Below are 18229 nucleotides of genomic sequence, written 5' to 3'. Positions count from 1 at the left end.
TTCCTTATAAAGGACATACGATAATTAGAAATACTAACTCATCTCATAAAAAACTACTTTTTTTATCTTTTCCTTAAAAGCCTGTTACCTGAATCTCAGAACTCCTATTACAGAAAGGAGCTTTCTATTAATGAAGACGATTGATCTTGTGAATTCCGTTGTTATGGGTAACACAAAGCAAGGTGTAATTGTAAAAAAGCATAGCGAACATTTAACTTACATTGGTACTGGCAGAAGTGCAGCAGCATTTAGAGTGAATGAAACCAATCAGGTACTAAAAGTTTTTTTACCTGAATTCATTGAGGTAGCACGTGAGGAAGCTGAAATATACAAAATCCTCTTAGGAATAAACTATTACCCAACTCTTTACGAGTATGGAGAAAATTTTTTACTAATTGATTATATCGCGGGCAATACACTATTCGATTGTTTGGCGAGTGGGATCCCAATAAAGGATGAACATATTAAAGAAGTTGATAGTGCTTTACATCTAGCAAAGCAACGAGGACTTAACCCTTCAGATATTCATCTACGAAACATCCTTTTAACCGATAAAGGAGATATTAAATTAGTGGATGTTGCAAGGTTTAGGCAGACAAAACAGTGTCAACAATGGAGTGATTTAAAACAAGCTTTCTACTCCTTCTATAACCGTGAGTTATTCCCAAAAAAGATTCCATTGAAAGTACTGAATATGATTGCCTATCTGTACAAACGGAACCTATTGCACCTACTCACCACCCGTAAAAATAGTAATAACGACCATGTAGCTTAGCCAGAAGTCACAAGAAGACTTCTGGCTTTTAGATGGAGCAGCCCACATATCGGGACCTATTTATACAGTATAGAATCCTTTAAATCTTTGTCTAATATCGGTGACTTTTTCGGGTTAAAGTTAATACAATTATTATTACCAGATATATAAGCAAGGTTATTGTTCTTTTCATTGGTATATAGCTGTTTCACTTGGGTTTTTCCTACCGAAAAGGTTGATGATCCTGCTAATTCCTCTATTATTATCCCATCATATATCGATATATGAAAACCTTCATCTTCCCAATACTTCATTCTATCCACACCTTTCTTATAATATGGTATGAACTAAATTGGCAATAGCATGGACTAATAATCTACTTTTAAGTAGAACGGGCCAATCAATCCTGATTAGGAATTCAGCAAAAAAAAGCACCCATGATAGGATGCTCAACTATTAGATTTGAGTTTATGACATAAATGCGTGAACCAATAGGCAATAACTGTAATTCCAACATCAATTCCAAAAACACAAATTAAATTAAATCCTTTTCTAACCTCGAGAAGCCCTATATACATTTCTATGCTAGCAAATAGAAAAGAAAAGATTCCACTTAGTATCACTGTATAGATATAGAAGTTTTTATTATTGTTTGTACAATACTGATAAAGCAGAATAAATCCGACCGGCAATACCGATGTAGTTATATTTAAAGCATACGGTAATATCGGGGTTAACGAGTAAGGATGTATCATATAGTTATACCGTTCCAAAATAATATCTACATACGACCATAAAATGTGTACCGTATATCCAAAAACAAATAATTCAAAAATTCTACTTCGATCTATCTTAATATAAAGTAAAACAAGCGGGATAATTAATAGAGATATAACTACCCAAAACTGCCATGTTCCAAAGCCTGAATAGTTCTTCCAAAAGGAACTCATTAGGCTAGATAACTGATCACTTGTTTTCATTATTTCATTTCTGTACTGCTGAAAGTCCATACCTCACCCCTCCAAAAATCATGTTTCCTTATATTTCTGCTATTTTGATTTAAATATTCAATTGATATAAAATAATATTTCTAAATATTAAGTTGTTTCGGAGCAGTTAATTTCACATTGAAATTAACTGCTAGATAGGTTATAATAATCTTTGTGTCTAATTTATTACCATGAAAATATGCGCCCGTAGCTCAGGGGATAGAGCATTGGTTTCCGGTACCATGTGTCGGGGGTTCGAATCCCTCCGGGCGCACTACACTATTTATTTATCATAAAGGACAAGGGTTTTATCCCTTGTCCTTTATGTTTTGCTTAAATTTTAAACTCCTTTATTGCGCTTTTTCGTCTCCGTGTGAAAATATCCGCTCTATTCCTTCTGGTTCGTTACGGTATTTTACTCCAAACAAAATTATCTGCTCTATTCCTTACCATTCGTTACGGTATTTTACTCTAAACGAAATTATCTGCTCTATTCCTTACCATTCGTTGCGGTATTTTACTCTAAACGAAATTATCTGCTCTATTCCTTACTATTCGTTGCGGTATTTTATTCCAAACGAAATTATCTGCTCTATTCCTAACCATTCGTTGCGGTATTTTACTCCAAACGAAATTATCTGCTCTATTCCTAACCATTCGTTGCGGTATTTTACTCCAAACAAAATTATCTGCTCTATTCCTAACCATTCGTTGCGGTATTTTACTCCAAACGGAATTATCTGCTCTATCCAATACAATTCGTTCCGCTATAACACTTCCAACTTAAATACCTCCACCGTTTCAACAATTTTTTCTTAAACCTTTTATCCCACTAATCTCAAGTTTTTTATGATAAATAACGATAACTCACCATATAATGGTATATACGATAAACCGGATAAGTTTTCATTTCGACTGGGTTTATTTATACTGAAAAAGGGAAGGATGTAATTAGTAAAAAGGTCAAAGTTCAAAAGAGCTATACATACATAAACGATTTACGATTTAACCATCATATTGTTTGACCTTTATTGACCAATTAGGTAAGATATACGTAGTTAGTCAATCAATTAAATTACATGATATAACCAAGAAAAAGGAGGAACATCCAATGAACTTAATACCTACAGTTATTGAACAAACAAACCGAGGAGAACGTGCATACGATATTTACTCAAGGTTGTTAAAAGACAGAATTATTATGTTAGGAAGCGGAATAGATGATAATGTTGCTAACAGCATTGTATCGCAATTACTTTTCCTAGCTGCAGAAGATCCGGATAAAGATATTTCTTTATACATCAACTCACCAGGTGGTTCTATTACAGCTGGTATGGCGATTTATGATACAATGCAGTTTATTAAGCCAAATGTATCTACAATTTGTATCGGTATGGCTGCTTCTATGGGAGCATTCTTACTTGCTGCTGGTGAGCCAGGAAAACGTTATGCTCTTCCAAACAGTGAAGTAATGATTCACCAACCATTAGGTGGTACACAAGGTCAAGCAACGGACATCCAAATCCATGCTAACCGAATCATTGAAATGCGTGGCAAATTGAACTCAATCCTGTCTGAACGCACAGGTCAACCGCTAGAAGTTATCGAGCGCGATACAGAACGTGATAACTTCATGACGGCTGCTAGAGCAGCAGAGTATGGTTTAATCGACAAGGTAATGGAGAAAAAGGCTGACTAATAAGTAGCCATTTTTTCCGATTGAAAGACTGAATAACAAAACCCTTCCATATTGGAAGGGTTTTTCTTATTATTCGTTTGAAACAAATTCGGTTAGTTCATCTATTGCTATTTGATCATCACTTCCGTCAGCAATCAGCTTAATTTGATCTCCACTTGCAATCGCCAAGCTCATAAGCCCCATAATACTTTTAGCATTTACCCGCTTTTCCCCTTTTTCGATAAACAATTCGGATGTAAATCCATTAGCTCTACGAACGAATTCTGCAGCAGGTCGTGCTTGTAAACCTGATAAAAGCTCTACAACAACTAACTTTTCTACCAAAGTAACCTCTCCTCTCTGCATTAACAAGAAAGCGCTATCACATAATATCGATAAAGACTCTCTTATACAAAGATAAGAGAGCTTTTTTACAATTATATCACGCAAAAGAAATACCGTATATATAGTTTGTGACACTATTTACTTATTAAATCACCATTTTTTAAACGTTCTGCAAACTCATCAATTTTTCTTAAGCGATGATTTATTCCTGACTTACTTATTTTCCCTGTTGAAACCAGTTCCCCTAGTTCCTTTAGAGAAACATCCTGATGTTCGACTCGAAGCTTGGCAATCTCTTGTAATTTATCTGGTAACGCTTCAAGACCAACCGTTCGGTCAATAAAGCGAATATTTTCTACTTGACGGAATGCGGCACCAATCGTCTTGTTCAGATTAGCTGTTTCACAGTTCACTAACCGATTTACTGAATTTCTCATATCACGAACAATCCGGACATCTTCAAACTTCAAGAGTGCTTTGTGTGCCCCAATATAATTTAGGAACTCTGTTATTTTTTCTGCTTCTTTTATATAGGCAATAAAACCTTTTTTTCTTTCTAATTTTCTTGCATGTAATCCGAAGTCATTTAATAAATCGCATAATGCATCATTATGCTCTTCATAGAAATTATAAATTTCTAGGTGATAGGAAGAAGTTTCAGGATTATTTACTGAACCACCTGCTAAAAATGCACCTCGTAAATAGGCACGACGACAACATGTTTTTTTCATATACTTTGTCGAAATCGTTCTAATTAAACGAAATGGTTCTTCTAAAATTCCGAAGTCTAATAAAATTTGTTTAACTCCTTCATTCATTCGTACGATATATACATTGTTTTTCTTTAATTTCATTTTTTTACGAACTAAAAGTTCAACTGGGTAAGAATATAGGGATTTAATTAACGTATAAATCCTTCTAGCAATAGCTGCATTTTCTGTTTGTACATCTAGTATATACTCTTGCCTCGAAAGCGAGATCGCTCCATTCATTCGGATTAAAGCTGCCAATTCAGATTGGATGCAGCACGGCTCGTTTTCAATTTGTGTTAACTCTTTCTTAATATCTGAAGCAAATGACAACTTTCTCACCTCCCCGTGAAACCATGAGTTGTCATAACAAAGAGAACAGTAACTTAGCTATCTTGTCAGTATCATGGCGTAGCATTTGTTTACTGTGGTCTATGATGTCAGCCTCAATTATTTCCAAGCCCATATCGATTAAACGATCGGTATCGTAAATAACTGGCTCTGCATTTTCTTCCGCATATAGCTTTCGAACAGGCCCATGGATTGGTTTGTTATGAACAATAATCGAATGGATACACCCTTCACCAACATGGTTCGTTATTGCCTGGACATGGTCAGCAGCCGAATATCCTGTCGTCTCACCTTCTTGAGTCATCACATTACAAACATAAACAACCTTACCCTTGGCATGTCTTAATGCATCTCCAATTTGCGGTAAAATTAGATTTGGAAGTGTACTCGTATAAAGACTTCCAGGTGCAATCACAACCAAGTCAGCATTTTCAATTGCACTAATAGCTTCAGGTAATGGTAGCACTGGCTCTGGTTTTAGAAAAACGCGCTTAATTTTCTTATTAGCCAGTGGGATGTTTGATTCTCCTGATATGATTTCGCCATCTGCCATTTCAGCATGCAGAAACATGTTTTGATTAGCGATAGGGTATATCTTCCCTTTTACATTTAAAACGCGTGAGATTTCCTTAATTCCGTTGTAGAAGTCACCTGTAACGGATGTCATAGCTGCTAATAGTAAATTACCCATGGAATGTCCAGACAATCCATTCCCTTGTTTAAAACGATGCTGGAATAAATTCATCAACATCGGCTCGACGTCTGAAAGTGCTGCAATAACATTTCTAATGTCACCGGGAGCTGGCATTGCCATTTCTGATCGTAGTCGTCCTGAACTTCCCCCATCATCTGCCACTGTAACAATAGCTGATAAATCAATGGGAAAGTCCCGAAGACCACGGAGTAGAACAGGCATTCCTGTACCACCACCTATGACGACTACGTCACGACCTTGATTTAAACTCATACTTAATGTCCCTTTCTCTTGTCTATATCACGGTGACTGACATGAGTGACATAGTTAGTAGAAAAATGCTTTGCTAAGTGCTCGGCAATGGCGACAGAACGGTGCTGTCCACCGGTACAACCAATCGCGATCACTAGTTGGCTTTTCCCCTCTTTTTTGTACTGTGGTAGCATAAATTGCAAGAGGTCGGTAACCTTCTCCATAAACGTTTGTGTGTCAGACCATTTGAAAACATAGGATGACACGTCCGAGTTTAGACCTGTTAAAGGACGCATGTGCTCGACATAGTGTGGATTTGGTAAAAAGCGAACATCAAATACTAGGTCAGCATCGATTGGTAAACCGTATTTAAACCCAAAAGAAAGTGTATGAACAGAGAAAATCTCTTGTTCCTTTTCCCCATACTTGCTAACAATTTTTTCTCGTAGTTCCTTCGGTTTTAAATCGGTTGTATTAATTATATTCTGTGCTCGTCCTCTTAATTCATCTAAAATTTTTCGTTCTTGCTTAATCCCATCATGCGGCAAGCTATCAAGAGCAAGGGGATGAGATCTTCTGGTTTCCTTATAACGAGAAACTAATGATTTGTCACTAGCATCTAGGAATAAGATATGTTCTTCCAGCCAATCTTCTTTTCCTAGTTTGTCTAATGCTTCAAATAAAGTGTCAAAAAACTCCCTGCCCCTTAAATCCATAACAAGTGCGACCTTTTGGATATCATTGGTAGCATCTCGCATTAAATCTAAGAATTTAGGAAGTAGAGCTGGCGGTAAATTATCCACACAATAATAGCCCAAATCTTCAAAGCTTTGAACTGCCACGGTTTTTCCTGCTCCTGACATACCTGTAATAATGACTAGCTTCGTTTCTTGTTCATTGACTGCCATGACGACCTCTCTCCTTTATTCAGACTTGTTCGCTACACAGGTCATGAAATAACTTACTCAAATAACTGTAAAATGGTTCTAGATTTATTTTGCATCTAGTGTTCAATCCGTTATGTATTAGACGGGTCGATTCTACTCTTAATTAATTGATATTCCGGCGTGTAAGTAAAGGTTCCGTATATAAGGTCATCTCTCGAGAGAATATGCTTATAAATAGACAAATCCCCTTCCGCCATCGGTTTACTCAATACCTCACCAACCGGGACCCACTCTAGAACACCTTCATCACAATGCTCTACTAGCTCACCTTCATAGTTTTCACAATAGAAAGTAAACAACATCCATTCTTGTTGAACTGCCTCATTTTCTTCTACAACAAAAGTAAATGTACTTCTAAGTTCTGGTTCAATTAGTTTCAAACCAGTTTCTTCATAAAATTCTCGTACCGTGGTTTCCTTAATAGACTCACCTGTTTCCATTTTTCCACCCGGAACGGAATACCAACCACGTTTTGGTTTTTGTAACATTAGGATATGATTATCGTGTTTTAAAATACAATTAGTTACCCTTCGCAAATAAATCACTCTTTCTAACCCAGAGGATGACTATTCTTAGATGTCTGTACCTTAAAGTATTTTGTCTAAACTGGATTGCTATTCTCTTTATTATACAATGAATATTTCTTCTCTAACAATATTATGAATAGATTACCAATTGTTCACTAATTTGTTCATTCTTATAAAAGCTAGTTTCTTAATTGGTATAGCTTGAACATAACACCTACGGAAGGGCTTTACTCTCTTTGTTAGGATAAATGACTTTTCCAGAGTAATGCGTCTGATTAACCAGGAAATGAGTCAATAGATAACATATATCAGTCTTATCCCTAATAATTGTATCGAAGTTCCAATTAAATCCGTCCACCTAGCGAAATTATGCGTCCATCTATCGTTTCCACACTTTTGGGCACAAAAAAATCGGCACAGGTGGGTTACACCTATGCCTTCCATGTATATCTATTAAAAGGGGGTCAATTAGTTAATACCATTGTACCCCACAATTGTTTCGTGCGTGTTACAGCAGAGTTAAGTTGCAATTACGCATTTATTGCTAAACGATTACAGCGTGTTATTTAACAGCGTTAAATGACTCGGCTAAATTTTCAATATAGGCTTGAGCAGCTTGAGCAGCAATACTTCCATCGCCTGTCGCAGTAACAATCTGTCTTAACTCTTTATCACGAATATCTCCAGCAGCAAAAATGCCAGGTACGCTCGTTTGCATATTTTCATTCGTTACAATGTAACCTTCGTCATTTGTAATTCCTAAAGATTTGAATGGTTCACTCAATGGTACCATACCAATATAAATGAATGCACCATCAGCAGGATGATCGTAGGTTTCGCCTGACTTCGTATTTTCTAAAGTTACACTGCCTACTTTTCCATCTTTATCATTTATTGTTTTAACAACTGTATCCCAGATAAAGTCAATCTTATCATTATTGAACGCGCGATCCTGCAAGATTTTTTGAGCACGTAATTCGCTACGACGGTGTACAATAGTTACTTTGCTAGCAAAGCGCGTTAAATAAACGCCCTCTTCTACTGCAGAGTCACCTCCACCAACAACGATTAATTCTTTTTCTTTAAAGAAAGCTCCGTCACAAACTGCGCAATAGGAAACACCGCGACCACTTAATTCTTGCTCACCTGGGACACCAAGCTTCTTGTATTGAGCACCAGTAGCTATGATAAGAGCACGCGTTTTGTATTCCTTTTTACCTGCAATAATCGTTTTATATTCTTTTCCATCAATGATTTCTTTAATATCACCATAAGCATATTCAGCACCAAATTTCTTAGAGTGCTCGAACATCTTCGTTGATAAATCGGGTCCAAGAATATGATCATATCCTGGATAGTTCTCCACATCTTCCGTATTGGCCATTTGACCACCAGGAATTCCTCGTTCAAGCATTAGTGTATCTAAATTTGCACGTGAAGTGTAAACCGCTGCCGTCATACCTGCGGGACCTGCACCTGCAATAATCACATCATAAATCCGTTCTTCTGACATAATGTTCACCCTTTCTTACTTTCAAAAGCATTCTTAACACATTATCATAGAAATAAGGCATTTGGTCTAATATTATGCTCATTTTCTACATATAATTAGCCTATTACGGAAACCTTATTCACGTACCCAACGCTTTACTTTTGATTTTAGAATGGAATGATGCCTACACCCTTCTTCCCAAATAGCATTCGCTTTAGCTAAGTCACCTAATTTAAAAGCAGTTTCACTATAATAAAGAAAATAAGACGCATGACCTTTTAACAACGATTTGTTTAACGATAGAAATCGTTGATTTGCTTCCTCATAGAAACCAGTACGAGCAAGCGTAGTTGCAATCCGTAATTTCTGTTGTTCATGAATCGGAAATACGTTTTTAATCGATTCTATGTGTTGATGGAAATGGTCTGTATCGTTATTTTCGTAATAGAAAATAGCTAGGTTCGTTTGACAGAATAGAGATTGAGGGTTTTCCTCGAGCCATTTTGTCTCTAATCGAATTGCTTCTTCTCGTTCTCCCGAAAAGAACAATGCATAGCTGTATTCATGCTTTGCAGAAATATGGTCAGGAAATAAAGTCATCATTTCTTCCAAAAGAAGAATAGCTTGCTCCCATTCCTGTCTTTCTAAATGATAAAAGGCAGTCTCTTGATAGATTAGTAGCTCGTCTTCCTCTTCGAACAACCAATCATCATCATCGTCCTCTTCTTCCCCGATGTTAAGTACCGCTAGCAAATTCTCTGCATCTTCACGAAAATCTCCATCTGGGTCTTTTTCCAAATAGGTTTCTACATATTTTTTCGCATCTTGAAGTAATCCAAGATGCGCATAATTATTAGCAATTAGATAATAGCAATCTATATAACTTTCCCCGTTAGCGGAAAGTACTTTTGTTAGAATTTGATTCGCTGCATGGAATGCGCCAATCTCCGTATAAATGATGGACATTTGACATTGGTAAACAGCCTCATCTGGAGATGCTTCCACAGCTTTCTTTAACCATTTTAACGCTATATCAAATTTTCTCTTATGAAAGGCTTCTACACCCTTTGTGAAGTAAAAATCGCCCTCGGGGATAAAAGGAATGACTTTATCTTCTGTGTTTATATCTTGTGTAGTTGGCATTCGTCTTCCCCCTGTCTAGTTCATCAAATAACATTCGGTTATTAGTGAACGATATATGCGTTTGAAGTATACCATACTTTTTATCAATATTATATAGAAAATAAAGAGAAAACTGCCCCCTACGCAATAATCGACAAAACACGGGTGGTGACAGGCACCCTGCATATCCTGTACCATTAGGAATATATTTATAGGTGATTGATATTTTAGGGAGGCTTATTGGATGAAGATTGTTGTGTTAGGTGCGGGGGCTCTTGGGGCTTATTTTGGGTCTAGATGGGAGCAAATCGGGCAAGATGTTACGTTTCTAGTAAGAGAAAGACGAGCAAAACAGCTGAAGGATAACGGCCTTTTGATACATAGTGTAAAAGGGGAATACGCCATCAAGGGCCCAAAAGTGGCCGAGGACACGAAAGACATAGATTCTGCTGACCTTGTTCTACTATCTGTTAAAGGATACCACCTAGAAGGAACTATAAAGCCTTTAAAGGAATTGGTCGCAAAAGGGGCAAAGGTACTTCCAATTTTAAATGGCGTGGAACATATTTCTATCTTACAAAAAGAACTAGGTGAAGAAGCAGTACTGGGAGGCTTATCCTTTATTATCTCTACCTTAGATGATAAAGGTGATGTCGTACACACAAGCCCATTTCATGATTTATTGTTAGGTGCTTTACATCCTAGCCAGGAAAGCTTGTGTAAGAAGATTGAATCTATATCTCAAAACGCAAACATGAACGTAGTTAACAAGGAAACGATCACCGCTGAAATGTGGAAAAAGTACATGTTTATCACTGCATTTTCAGGTATAACGACCGCTACAAATTTACCAATCGGCGAAATTAGAAATCAACCAGCAACTTTTGAAATCGCAAAACAGCTAGTACAAGATATGAGAAAGTTAGCCAATGCACACAGCATCAACATAGACGAACAAGAAGTTGAAAATGCAATAACAAGCATGCAAAAATTAAATGAAGAAGCTACCTCCTCGATGCATCAAGACCGTAGAAAAGGGCTCACCTTAGAAGTAGAGCACCTACAAGGCGGGGCACTTCGATTTGCTAAACAAGCAGGTGTTAGCTTGCCATACGTCGAAACCATCTACGGTGTTATAAAGCCATTTGAGAATAAATAACGAAAAAACACTCAACCTACAGTAGTTGAGTGTTTTTATGTTATTGGATATTTTGCTTCTTTAATAATTTGTTGGAACTCTCTAATATAATAAGCCTCTTCCTCACTGTTCCAATGCAGGACCTTGGATAGGTATGCTGAGACAGGACGTAAATACTCTTCTACTAACTCGATATTAAAGTAGAGTGCCCCTGTTCGTCTCACAAAGAAATCTTCCGGCTTATACACACACTCTTCTTCTAACGTATAGCGTAGTTCAGCAAATAGAAGTGGATCAATCCTTGCTTCCATTGCTTCGTTATGCAACTCCTGATACCTTTGCAACACTTTTTCTACGTTTGTACCATACCGATCAATTATCTCAACAGCCTGATGCGCATCTATCCTTATGTCTATAGCATTTGTTAATTGCTCAGCTTTAAACTTTTTGAATCCCTTCGCTCCACCAACATCTCCACCAGAAATAGGTATGTTAATTGTTTCTGATTCAGAATATAAAATCCCATCATCTGCTTTTATTTGCTTACAAACTAAATCAATAATCTGTTCCGCCATTTTTCGGTATCCAGTCAGTTTTCCACCTGCAATTGAGATAAGACCTGAATCAGCTACAAATATTTCGTCTTTTCTTGATATTTCATCCGGACTCTTGCCTTCTTCTTCGATTAATGGCCGAATGCCTGCCCAACTAGATTCTACATCCTCTAGTTCCAATTTTAATGAAGGAAAAAGAGAATTCGCTGCATCTACTAAGTATTCTCTATCTGCCTTAGTTGCAATTGGATGTGCGATATCCCCAGTATAAGAAGTATCTGTTGTACCTAGATATGTCTTCCCACCACGAGGAATAGCAAATACCATTCTCCCATCCTTTAAATCGAAATAAATAGCTTGGGACAACGGGAACCGCTTCGTATCAAATACAAGGTGGATCCCTTTTGTAAGATGAAGCGTCTTTCCTTGCTTAGACCCATCCATCTCTCTAATCGAATCGACCCATGGACCTGTCGCATTAATAACTTTTTTGGCACGAATATTATATTGCTCTCCATTTACCTGATCCTCTATAACAGCTCCATTTACTTTTCCATTTTCGTCATATAGCAGTTCGATTAATTTCGCATAGTTAATGGCTTTTGCACCGTACTCCACTGCTTTTTTGATGACTTCAACCGTTAATCGAGCATCATCGGTTTTATATTCAACATAGAAACCTGCGCCTTTAAGCTGTTCACGCTTTAGCAGAGGTTCCTTTTCTAATGCCTCTTTAGCAGATAACATCGTCCTGCGCTCTCGTTTCTTAACTTTTGCTAAAAAATCATACATCCGTAGGCCAACATTCGTGGATAATGAACCTAAACTACCTTCTTTATAGAAAGGCAAAAGCATCCACTCAGGTTTGGTAATGTGTGGTCCATTTTCATACACGATCGCTCTTTCTCTACCAACCTCTGCTACCATTGCTATTTCAAATTGCTGTAAGTAGCGGAGCCCACCATGGATAAGCTTGGTTGAACGACTAGATGTACCCGCAGCAAAATCCTGCATTTCCACGACTCCCGCTTTTAAACCACGACTAGCTGCATCTAATGCTATTCCAGCACCAGTAATGCCACCACCAATGATTAGGACATCTAATGTCTCACTAGTAAGTCCATCGTATAAATGTTGACGATTTAAATTAGAAAACTTAACCACAACCAAACCTCCCTGAAAAACAACTAACAATTCTTTACATACTTATTTCCTTATTTTAATGCACGAAAAACATACATAATAGCTTTATTTATGTACTTTTATTAAAAATATACTAGTAGAACAAACGGAAGCAATTTGCACCTACTAGTATGAGATAAGAGACTTATTTTATTCAATCCTTGCATCATTCACCTTACTGACTAAAAAAATCATCCTCTTCTAACCGCTTCTCCATTTCCTGTTTGGTGAAAATCACTCTCATCGGATTTCCACCAACGAAACAACCTTCCGGAACATCTTTATGAACAACAGTACCAGCAGCTACAGTTGCGTTATCCCCAATCGTAACTCCTGGTAATATCGTACTATTGGCACCAATCATTACGCCGCTTCCGATATCAACGTTACCTAATCGATATTCCCGAATTAAATATTCATGGGCCAGAATCGTCGTATTATAGCCAATTACTGTATTTTTTCCTACAGAGATTTTTTCAGGAAACATAATGTCTAACATAACCATTAAAGCAAAAGCAGTCTGATCTCCAACCTTCATCCGAAGAAAAGTACGATATAGCCAGTTTTTCATACCTAAAAAAGGCGTATAGCGAGCAAGCTGAATGACAATAAAGTTCTTAATTACTTTCCAGAAAGGAACCGTCTTATAGATATGCCATAACGAATTCGCTTCACTTACTCGATATCGTTTCGTCCTACGCATTGGCTACACTCCTAGTATTTTCAACAAATCGCTCATTTCTTCAAGCATGAAATCGGGTTGATAGGCTTCTAACGTTTCTCTTCCCTTAATCGTCCAAGCCACTCCAGCTGTTTTCGTTCCAGCATTTTTACCTGCTTCAATATCATGATAGTTATCTCCCACCATTATTGTTGTTGCTGGTTGTGCATTTAATTCCGTTAGTGCCTTTATTATTGGTTCTGGGTGAGGCTTCGCATGCTTAACATCCTCCAGAGCAATTAGACATTCGAAAATGTTCTCTAATCCTGTAATTTCCAACCCCAGTTTCGCAGTAGCACCGATTTTAGTCGTAACGATCCCAAGTTGAAAACCTGCTTTTTTTAATTGTTTCATCGTTTCAACAACAGTAGGATAAGCAACAACATAATCACTGTGATTCGAAAGATTGTGTTCTTTATATGTCGCAATCATTTCCTCTACTCGGCTTTCATCGATTGATAAAAAGCTATCCTTTAAAGGCGGCCCGATAAAGTTTAAAATCTCTTCTCGAGTATATTTTCTATCGGCATGTTTTTCTAATGTGTGGGAAAAGGAAGCTATAATCAATTCATTCGTATCAATTAATGTTCCATCCAAATCAAATAGAATCGTACGTATGGTCATGTTTGATCTCCTTCCTTCTAGCAGCACTACGTTTCCATATAAAGGAAATGGTTGCTGTTAAAATGATTGCGGTAGTTATCCTGATAATTAGGAGTGGCCAAACTGGAATACCAAGTGGGATAAAGACGAGCGTGTCCTCTATTACTGCATGACAGGAAACGAGAAAAATAAGTGCTAAATACATATCTTTTTTAGAGACACCATCTTCTTTAATTGCTTGGATCATCACACCTGCTCCATAAGCAAGGCCGATTACTAAACCAGCAACCAGAGTAACTGAAGCATTTTTTTCCATACCTAAAAATTTCATCCCCGGTGCAAACAAACTAGACAATTTATTCATCCAACCCAATTCACGAAAATATTGCATGACAATCATAAGTGGAATTACGATGAGTGCTAATTGTACTATGCTTAAAAAAGCTGTTTGAAGTCCTTCTAGTATGATATTCCCCCAACCTTCTGGTAGCTGTTCGCTTTTTGAAATAAAACCATACTTTGCTAGATCACTTCCACCTTTCCAAAAGGTACTGATCATAAAAGCAGAACTAAGTGCCAACATAATCCGAATACCAACAACGATCCACCACTTCACGCCGACCTTGGAAGCAACAGAAGATTCAATAATAAGGTTGTGAGAAAAAGAGAGCATAATAGCCATTATAAAAACTTCCTTAATCGTGAAATCAAAGGAAATAATCGCTCCAATCCCTGCGTACAAACTTAATAAATTTCCAATAACCAATGGAACGGCTGCCTCACCAGGCAGCCCTATGTATTTCATCATTGGTGTTAGGATATCCATTAACCAAGGTATTACAGGAGTATAGCGAAGGATAGTGACTAGTAAGGTGACAGGGAAAATCACTTTTCCTAATGTCCATGTTAAGTTTAATCCTTGCATAAAACCTCGTTGTAAAATACCTAACAAGATTATTCCCCCATTTATACTTTTTTGCCATTATATTTCTTATTCGCTAATCCCGTATAGCGTCTATAAATAATTAAGCCAATACCGAAGATGATTAGTACAATCGAGATTACTTGTGCTGTTCTTAAATTGCCAATAATATAAAGGCTATCTGTTCGCATTCCTTCAATGAAATATCTCCCAATTGAATACCAGATCATATAGCTTAAGAACACTTCGCCCCTTCTAGGATTATATCGACGCAATACTAGTAAAAGGATAAGCCCTACTATGTTCCAAACCGACTCATAGAGGAATGTTGGATGATACATCACGCCTCCGATACACATCTGGTTCGTAATAAAGTCAGGCAGGTATTGTAAAAAGTTATTATAGGCTTCTTGTGAAACCGGACCGCCATGAGCTTCCTGGTTCATGAAGTTACCCCAACGTCCAATTGCTTGCCCCAATATAATACTTGGTGCAGCAATATCAGCAAGCTGCCAAAAAGACAACTTACGAACACGTGCATAAATGATCGCTGTCATTACAGAACCAATTAATGCACCGTGAATGGCAATACCGCCTTCCCAGATCGCAAATACATCCCACCAGGGTCCACCTTGATAGTTTTCCCATTCAAAAACAACATAATAAATTCTCGCAGAAATAATCGCAACAGGGATTGCGAAAACAATTAGATCGACAAATAAATCCTTGTTTAATCCAAGACGATTGGATTCTCTTGTCGCTAACCATAACCCCAAAAACACGCCTGTTGCAATGATGACACCGTACCAATAAATCGTAAACGGTCCAATGTCTATAAATACTCTACTTAATGAAGGTGCATCACATGTCAAACCAGTCAAAACTGATCACTCCTAAATCAATCAATATCAATATCTAAATCTACTTTTGTTTCTAAACCTGTCTTTTCCTGTTTGATCATGGTAGTTAGTCGTTCTGAAAATTCCTCTGCCGCATTGACACCCATACGTTTTAAGCGGAAGTTCATGGCAGCCACTTCAATAATTACCGCCAAGTTTCGTCCAGGTCTTACAGGTAGAGTGATTTTCGGTACATCTACATCAATAATTTTTAATGTTTCTTCTTCTAATCCAAGGCGATCATATTCTCGCTTTTGATCCCAAGATTCAAGGTTAATAATTAGTGAGATTTTTTTGTATGAACGCACAGAACCAGCACCAAACAATGTCATCACATTAATTATTCCTAGCCCTCTAATTTCTAGCAAGTGTTCAATCAATGGTGGAGATGTTCCAATTAAACGATCATAGTCCTCTTGACGAATTTCTACACTATCATCTGCAACTAATCGGTGTCCTCTTTTTACGAGTTCAAGTGCTGTTTCACTTTTACCTACACCACTCTGGCCAGTAATTAAAACACCAATCCCATAAATATCTACTAATACTCCGTGAACAGCAGTAAATGGTGCGAATTTAGCTTCTAAAAAATTAGTTAGACGACTAATTACTCTTGTTGTTTTAAAAGGTGAACGTAACAATGGAACACCTGATTCATTACAAGCATTAACCAGCTCTTCAGGCACTTCTAAGCCTCTTGTTATGACAATTCCTGGTGTAATATCTGTACAAAGACGTAATGCACGATCTGTTCTTTCGCTAGATTCCAAATCAAAATAATAAGAAAGCTCTGTTTTTCCTAATAATTGGAGTCTATCCTTAGGATAATATTTGAAGTAACCTGTCATTTCGATACCAGGCCGAGAAATTTCACTCATAAAGATCTCGCGATGGACACCGTCTTTTCCTGCAATTAACTCTAGTTTAAATTGGTCTAATAAATCTTGGGTGCGTACTTTCACCATATCTATAACCTCCATCTTGCCTTCTGCATGAGTTTGTTATTCATTGTAACTTATTGTAGCATTTTTTCGATTAGCAAGCACCTCAATAATAACCTGGCTCTAATAAACCTTTTTACTCTTATCTTATTTCATACAAAAGACGTAGGCATGTTACCTACGCCTTTTTCATTATTATCTCCCTGTACCTATTGTCACTATTTCTATAGAAAGCAAAGTAAAGCCCTAAGACCTACATTCATTATATAAGATGAATGCTAAACCAACGCTGCGGAAAAACGCTCGCTTTCCGTGGGGAACGCTTCAGCCTCCTCGCTCGCAAAGACCGCTCGCTGTGGGGTCTTCAGACTGTTCCTTTCCCACAGGACAAGGGATGCTTCCTAGTGACACATCGCACGAAGAAAATTGGTCTATATTTTCGAGGATCTCGCATTTTTCCGCAGCTCAGTGTAGATCATGTACTCAATTAAGCTTTTAAAATTAGTATGACATCACTTAAAATGCAGAAAGCCTATCATAAGTGTAGGCAGAATACGGAGACTCCTAGAAAATACAACCCAATTTTCTTCGTGCGATGTCAATGCTGTCGAAGCCTTCCTTGTCCTGTGGGAACAGCACGAGTCCGAAGATCCCGGAAGAGCGTTCTTTGCTCTGAGGAAGCTGAGGCCGTGCCCACGGAAAGCGGAGTATTCTGCCGGAACGAGTTCAAGCACACATCCATAGGTTTTATAGAAGCTATTACCCATTTCACCTCAACTACGAAGGATAAAATCCAAACCTATTTATTCAATAGAATCGTATCCTTTACTAAACGATTTAGAAGCAAGTTTATGATGGACAGTACAACAGCCGCAATTATTGCTGTACCAAAGCCACTAATAACGAAGGAAGAACCGATTAGTCCTTGGGTTAACATTAAAGTGATCGCATTGATGACAAATAAGAATAACCCTAAAGAAACTACAGTTATTGGCAGTGTTAAGATAATCAAAATTGGTTTTACAATCACATTTAAAATTGACAAAATTATACTTGCTAATAGTGCAGTTCCAAAGCCATCTATGTGAAACGATTCAAACAGTACATTCACCACAACTAAGGCTACTGCATTTAACAGCAAGGATAAAATCCATCGCTTCATTACAGAACATCTCCGCGTCTAGGAATAATAAATATTGCTGCCAAGTAAAAGAAAAACATGAAGCCTGCTGTAAATGGGATAGTAATCACGAAAAGTAATCGAATGATCGTCGCATCTATTTGAAAATATTCAGAAATCCCACCTAAAACACCCGCAAACATTTTATTGGTTTTAGAACGAACTAATTTCTTTTTCACGAGAATTCCT

21 protein-coding genes and 1 tRNA gene are annotated in these 18229 nt (G+C 37.4%); 4 read left to right on the top strand and 18 right to left on the bottom strand.

All coding sequences use genetic code 11. From position 1 onward, the window contains the following. Positions 1-130 precede the first annotated feature (130 nt). Positions 131-775 carry a protein kinase family protein gene (locus tag H7K77_RS20810; RefSeq protein ID WP_186580920.1) on the top strand — a complete coding sequence of 215 codons (645 nt, stop codon included), beginning with the start codon at positions 131-133 and terminating at the stop codon, positions 773-775. Positions 776-831: 56 nt separating this feature from the next. Here the strand turns inward: H7K77_RS20810 and H7K77_RS20805 are convergent, their stop codons facing one another. Continuing rightward, positions 832-1068, bottom strand: a complete 237-nt coding sequence (locus H7K77_RS20805; RefSeq protein WP_186580918.1) for a hypothetical protein — start codon at positions 1066-1068, stop codon at positions 832-834. A 135-nt stretch (positions 1069-1203) separates the two neighbouring features. Next, the gene (locus tag H7K77_RS20800; protein ID WP_186580916.1) at positions 1204-1764 is read right to left on the bottom strand and encodes a hypothetical protein; all 561 of its coding nucleotides are present in this window, start codon (positions 1762-1764) and stop codon (positions 1204-1206) included. A 180-nt stretch (positions 1765-1944) separates the two neighbouring features. Here H7K77_RS20800 and H7K77_RS20795 point away from each other — a divergent pair. Beyond that, positions 1945-2017 (top strand) — tRNA-Arg (locus tag H7K77_RS20795). Positions 2018-2265: 248 nt separating this feature from the next. On the opposite strand, the gene H7K77_RS21145 is transcribed toward H7K77_RS20795, so the two are convergent. After that, the gene (locus H7K77_RS21145; protein ID WP_222599483.1) at positions 2266-2496 is read right to left on the bottom strand and encodes a hypothetical protein; all 231 of its coding nucleotides are present in this window, start codon (positions 2494-2496) and stop codon (positions 2266-2268) included. Between the two features lie 331 nt (positions 2497-2827). On the opposite strand from H7K77_RS21145, the gene clpP reads away from it, so the two are divergent. Beyond that, the gene (clpP, locus tag H7K77_RS20790) at positions 2828-3442 is read left to right on the top strand and encodes an ATP-dependent Clp endopeptidase proteolytic subunit ClpP (protein WP_328701184.1); all 615 of its coding nucleotides are present in this window, start codon (positions 2828-2830) and stop codon (positions 3440-3442) included. 69 nt (positions 3443-3511) lie between these two features. Here clpP and H7K77_RS20785 read toward each other — a convergent pair whose 3' ends face one another. The 7 genes from H7K77_RS20785 to H7K77_RS20755 form a co-directional block, all read right to left on the bottom strand. Next, the gene (locus H7K77_RS20785; RefSeq protein ID WP_186580912.1) at positions 3512-3766 is read right to left on the bottom strand and encodes an HPr family phosphocarrier protein; all 255 of its coding nucleotides are present in this window, start codon (positions 3764-3766) and stop codon (positions 3512-3514) included. Between the two features lie 134 nt (positions 3767-3900). Further along, the gene (gene whiA, locus H7K77_RS20780; protein WP_186580910.1) at positions 3901-4848 is read right to left on the bottom strand and encodes a DNA-binding protein WhiA; all 948 of its coding nucleotides are present in this window, start codon (positions 4846-4848) and stop codon (positions 3901-3903) included. Positions 4849-4879: 31 nt separating this feature from the next. Further along, on the bottom strand, positions 4880-5833 hold the full coding sequence (locus H7K77_RS20775) for a gluconeogenesis factor YvcK family protein (protein WP_186580908.1): 954 nt from the start codon (positions 5831-5833) through the stop codon (positions 4880-4882). 2 nt (positions 5834-5835) lie between these two features. Next, on the bottom strand, positions 5836-6720 hold the full coding sequence (gene rapZ / locus H7K77_RS20770) for an RNase adapter RapZ (RefSeq protein WP_186580906.1): 885 nt from the start codon (positions 6718-6720) through the stop codon (positions 5836-5838). 110 nt (positions 6721-6830) lie between these two features. Further along, positions 6831-7304, bottom strand: a complete 474-nt coding sequence (locus tag H7K77_RS20765) for an NUDIX hydrolase (RefSeq protein WP_328701182.1) — start codon at positions 7302-7304, stop codon at positions 6831-6833. Between the two features lie 544 nt (positions 7305-7848). Beyond that, positions 7849-8799, bottom strand: a complete 951-nt coding sequence (gene trxB, locus H7K77_RS20760; RefSeq protein ID WP_186580902.1) for a thioredoxin-disulfide reductase — start codon at positions 8797-8799, stop codon at positions 7849-7851. Between the two features lie 114 nt (positions 8800-8913). Beyond that, a complete protein-coding gene (locus H7K77_RS20755) occupies positions 8914-9921 on the bottom strand; it encodes a tetratricopeptide repeat protein (RefSeq protein WP_186580900.1) in 1008 nt (335 codons plus the stop codon). A 223-nt stretch (positions 9922-10144) separates the two neighbouring features. Between H7K77_RS20755 and H7K77_RS20750 the strand changes: the two genes are divergently transcribed. Further along, the gene (locus tag H7K77_RS20750; protein WP_186580898.1) at positions 10145-11059 is read left to right on the top strand and encodes a ketopantoate reductase family protein; all 915 of its coding nucleotides are present in this window, start codon (positions 10145-10147) and stop codon (positions 11057-11059) included. Positions 11060-11094: 35 nt separating this feature from the next. Here H7K77_RS20750 and H7K77_RS20745 read toward each other — a convergent pair whose 3' ends face one another. From H7K77_RS20745 to H7K77_RS21650, 8 genes are all read right to left on the bottom strand, one after another. Beyond that, positions 11095-12756 carry a glycerol-3-phosphate dehydrogenase/oxidase gene (locus H7K77_RS20745; protein ID WP_186580896.1) on the bottom strand — a complete coding sequence of 554 codons (1662 nt, stop codon included), beginning with the start codon at positions 12754-12756 and terminating at the stop codon, positions 11095-11097. Positions 12757-12949: 193 nt separating this feature from the next. After that, positions 12950-13477 carry an acyltransferase gene (locus tag H7K77_RS20740; protein ID WP_186580894.1) on the bottom strand — a complete coding sequence of 176 codons (528 nt, stop codon included), beginning with the start codon at positions 13475-13477 and terminating at the stop codon, positions 12950-12952. Positions 13478-13480: 3 nt separating this feature from the next. Beyond that, the gene (ppaX, locus tag H7K77_RS20735; RefSeq protein WP_186580892.1) at positions 13481-14119 is read right to left on the bottom strand and encodes a pyrophosphatase PpaX; all 639 of its coding nucleotides are present in this window, start codon (positions 14117-14119) and stop codon (positions 13481-13483) included. Further along, on the bottom strand, positions 14094-15050 hold the full coding sequence (locus H7K77_RS20730; RefSeq protein ID WP_186580891.1) for a nucleoside recognition domain-containing protein: 957 nt from the start codon (positions 15048-15050) through the stop codon (positions 14094-14096). Before H7K77_RS20730 ends, ppaX begins: the two co-directional genes overlap by 26 nt. A gap of 14 nt (positions 15051-15064) precedes the next feature. Then, a complete protein-coding gene (gene lgt, locus H7K77_RS20725) occupies positions 15065-15892 on the bottom strand; it encodes a prolipoprotein diacylglyceryl transferase (protein ID WP_186580983.1) in 828 nt (275 codons plus the stop codon). A 26-nt stretch (positions 15893-15918) separates the two neighbouring features. Continuing rightward, positions 15919-16884: an HPr(Ser) kinase/phosphatase gene (gene hprK, locus H7K77_RS20720; protein WP_186580889.1), complete on the bottom strand. Its 966-nt coding sequence runs from the start codon at positions 16882-16884 to the stop codon at positions 15919-15921. A gap of 775 nt (positions 16885-17659) precedes the next feature. Next, entirely contained in the window at positions 17660-18022 is a 363-nt protein-coding gene (locus H7K77_RS20715; RefSeq protein ID WP_186580887.1) for a phage holin family protein, read from the bottom strand. Further along, entirely contained in the window at positions 18022-18219 is a 198-nt protein-coding gene (locus tag H7K77_RS21650) for a PspC domain-containing protein (RefSeq protein ID WP_186580885.1), read from the bottom strand. Before H7K77_RS21650 ends, H7K77_RS20715 begins: the two co-directional genes overlap by 1 nt. Between the last annotated feature and the right edge of the window lie 10 nt (positions 18220-18229).

The sequence above is a fragment of the Aquibacillus kalidii genome, assembly GCF_014280935.1.
Taxonomy (GTDB): Bacteria; Bacillota; Bacilli; order Bacillales; family Amphibacillaceae; genus Aquibacillus_D; species Aquibacillus_D kalidii.
This window is presented reverse-complemented; position numbering and strand designations above follow the sequence as displayed.

Excerpts from the sequence above, each read along its gene's own strand:
- H7K77_RS20810 (WP_186580920.1), top strand. The coding sequence starts at position 131 with ATGAAGACGATTGATCTTGTGAATTCCGTTGTTATGGGTAACACAAAG.
- H7K77_RS20805 (WP_186580918.1), bottom strand. The coding sequence starts at position 1,068 with ATGAAGTATTGGGAAGATGAAGGTTTTCATATATCGATATATGATGGG.
- H7K77_RS20800 (WP_186580916.1), bottom strand. The coding sequence starts at position 1,764 with ATGGACTTTCAGCAGTACAGAAATGAAATAATGAAAACAAGTGATCAG.
- H7K77_RS20775 (WP_186580908.1), bottom strand. The coding sequence starts at position 5,833 with ATGAGTTTAAATCAAGGTCGTGACGTAGTCGTCATAGGTGGTGGTACA.
- rapZ (WP_186580906.1), bottom strand. The coding sequence starts at position 6,720 with ATGGCAGTCAATGAACAAGAAACGAAGCTAGTCATTATTACAGGTATG.
- trxB (WP_186580902.1), bottom strand. The coding sequence starts at position 8,799 with ATGTCAGAAGAACGGATTTATGATGTGATTATTGCAGGTGCAGGTCCC.
- H7K77_RS20755 (WP_186580900.1), bottom strand. The coding sequence starts at position 9,921 with ATGCCAACTACACAAGATATAAACACAGAAGATAAAGTCATTCCTTTT.
- H7K77_RS20750 (WP_186580898.1), top strand. The coding sequence starts at position 10,145 with ATGAAGATTGTTGTGTTAGGTGCGGGGGCTCTTGGGGCTTATTTTGGG.
- H7K77_RS20740 (WP_186580894.1), bottom strand. The coding sequence starts at position 13,477 with ATGCGTAGGACGAAACGATATCGAGTAAGTGAAGCGAATTCGTTATGG.
- ppaX (WP_186580892.1), bottom strand. The coding sequence starts at position 14,119 with ATGACCATACGTACGATTCTATTTGATTTGGATGGAACATTAATTGAT.
- hprK (WP_186580889.1), bottom strand. The coding sequence starts at position 16,884 with ATGGTGAAAGTACGCACCCAAGATTTATTAGACCAATTTAAACTAGAG.
- H7K77_RS20715 (WP_186580887.1), bottom strand. The coding sequence starts at position 18,022 with ATGAAGCGATGGATTTTATCCTTGCTGTTAAATGCAGTAGCCTTAGTT.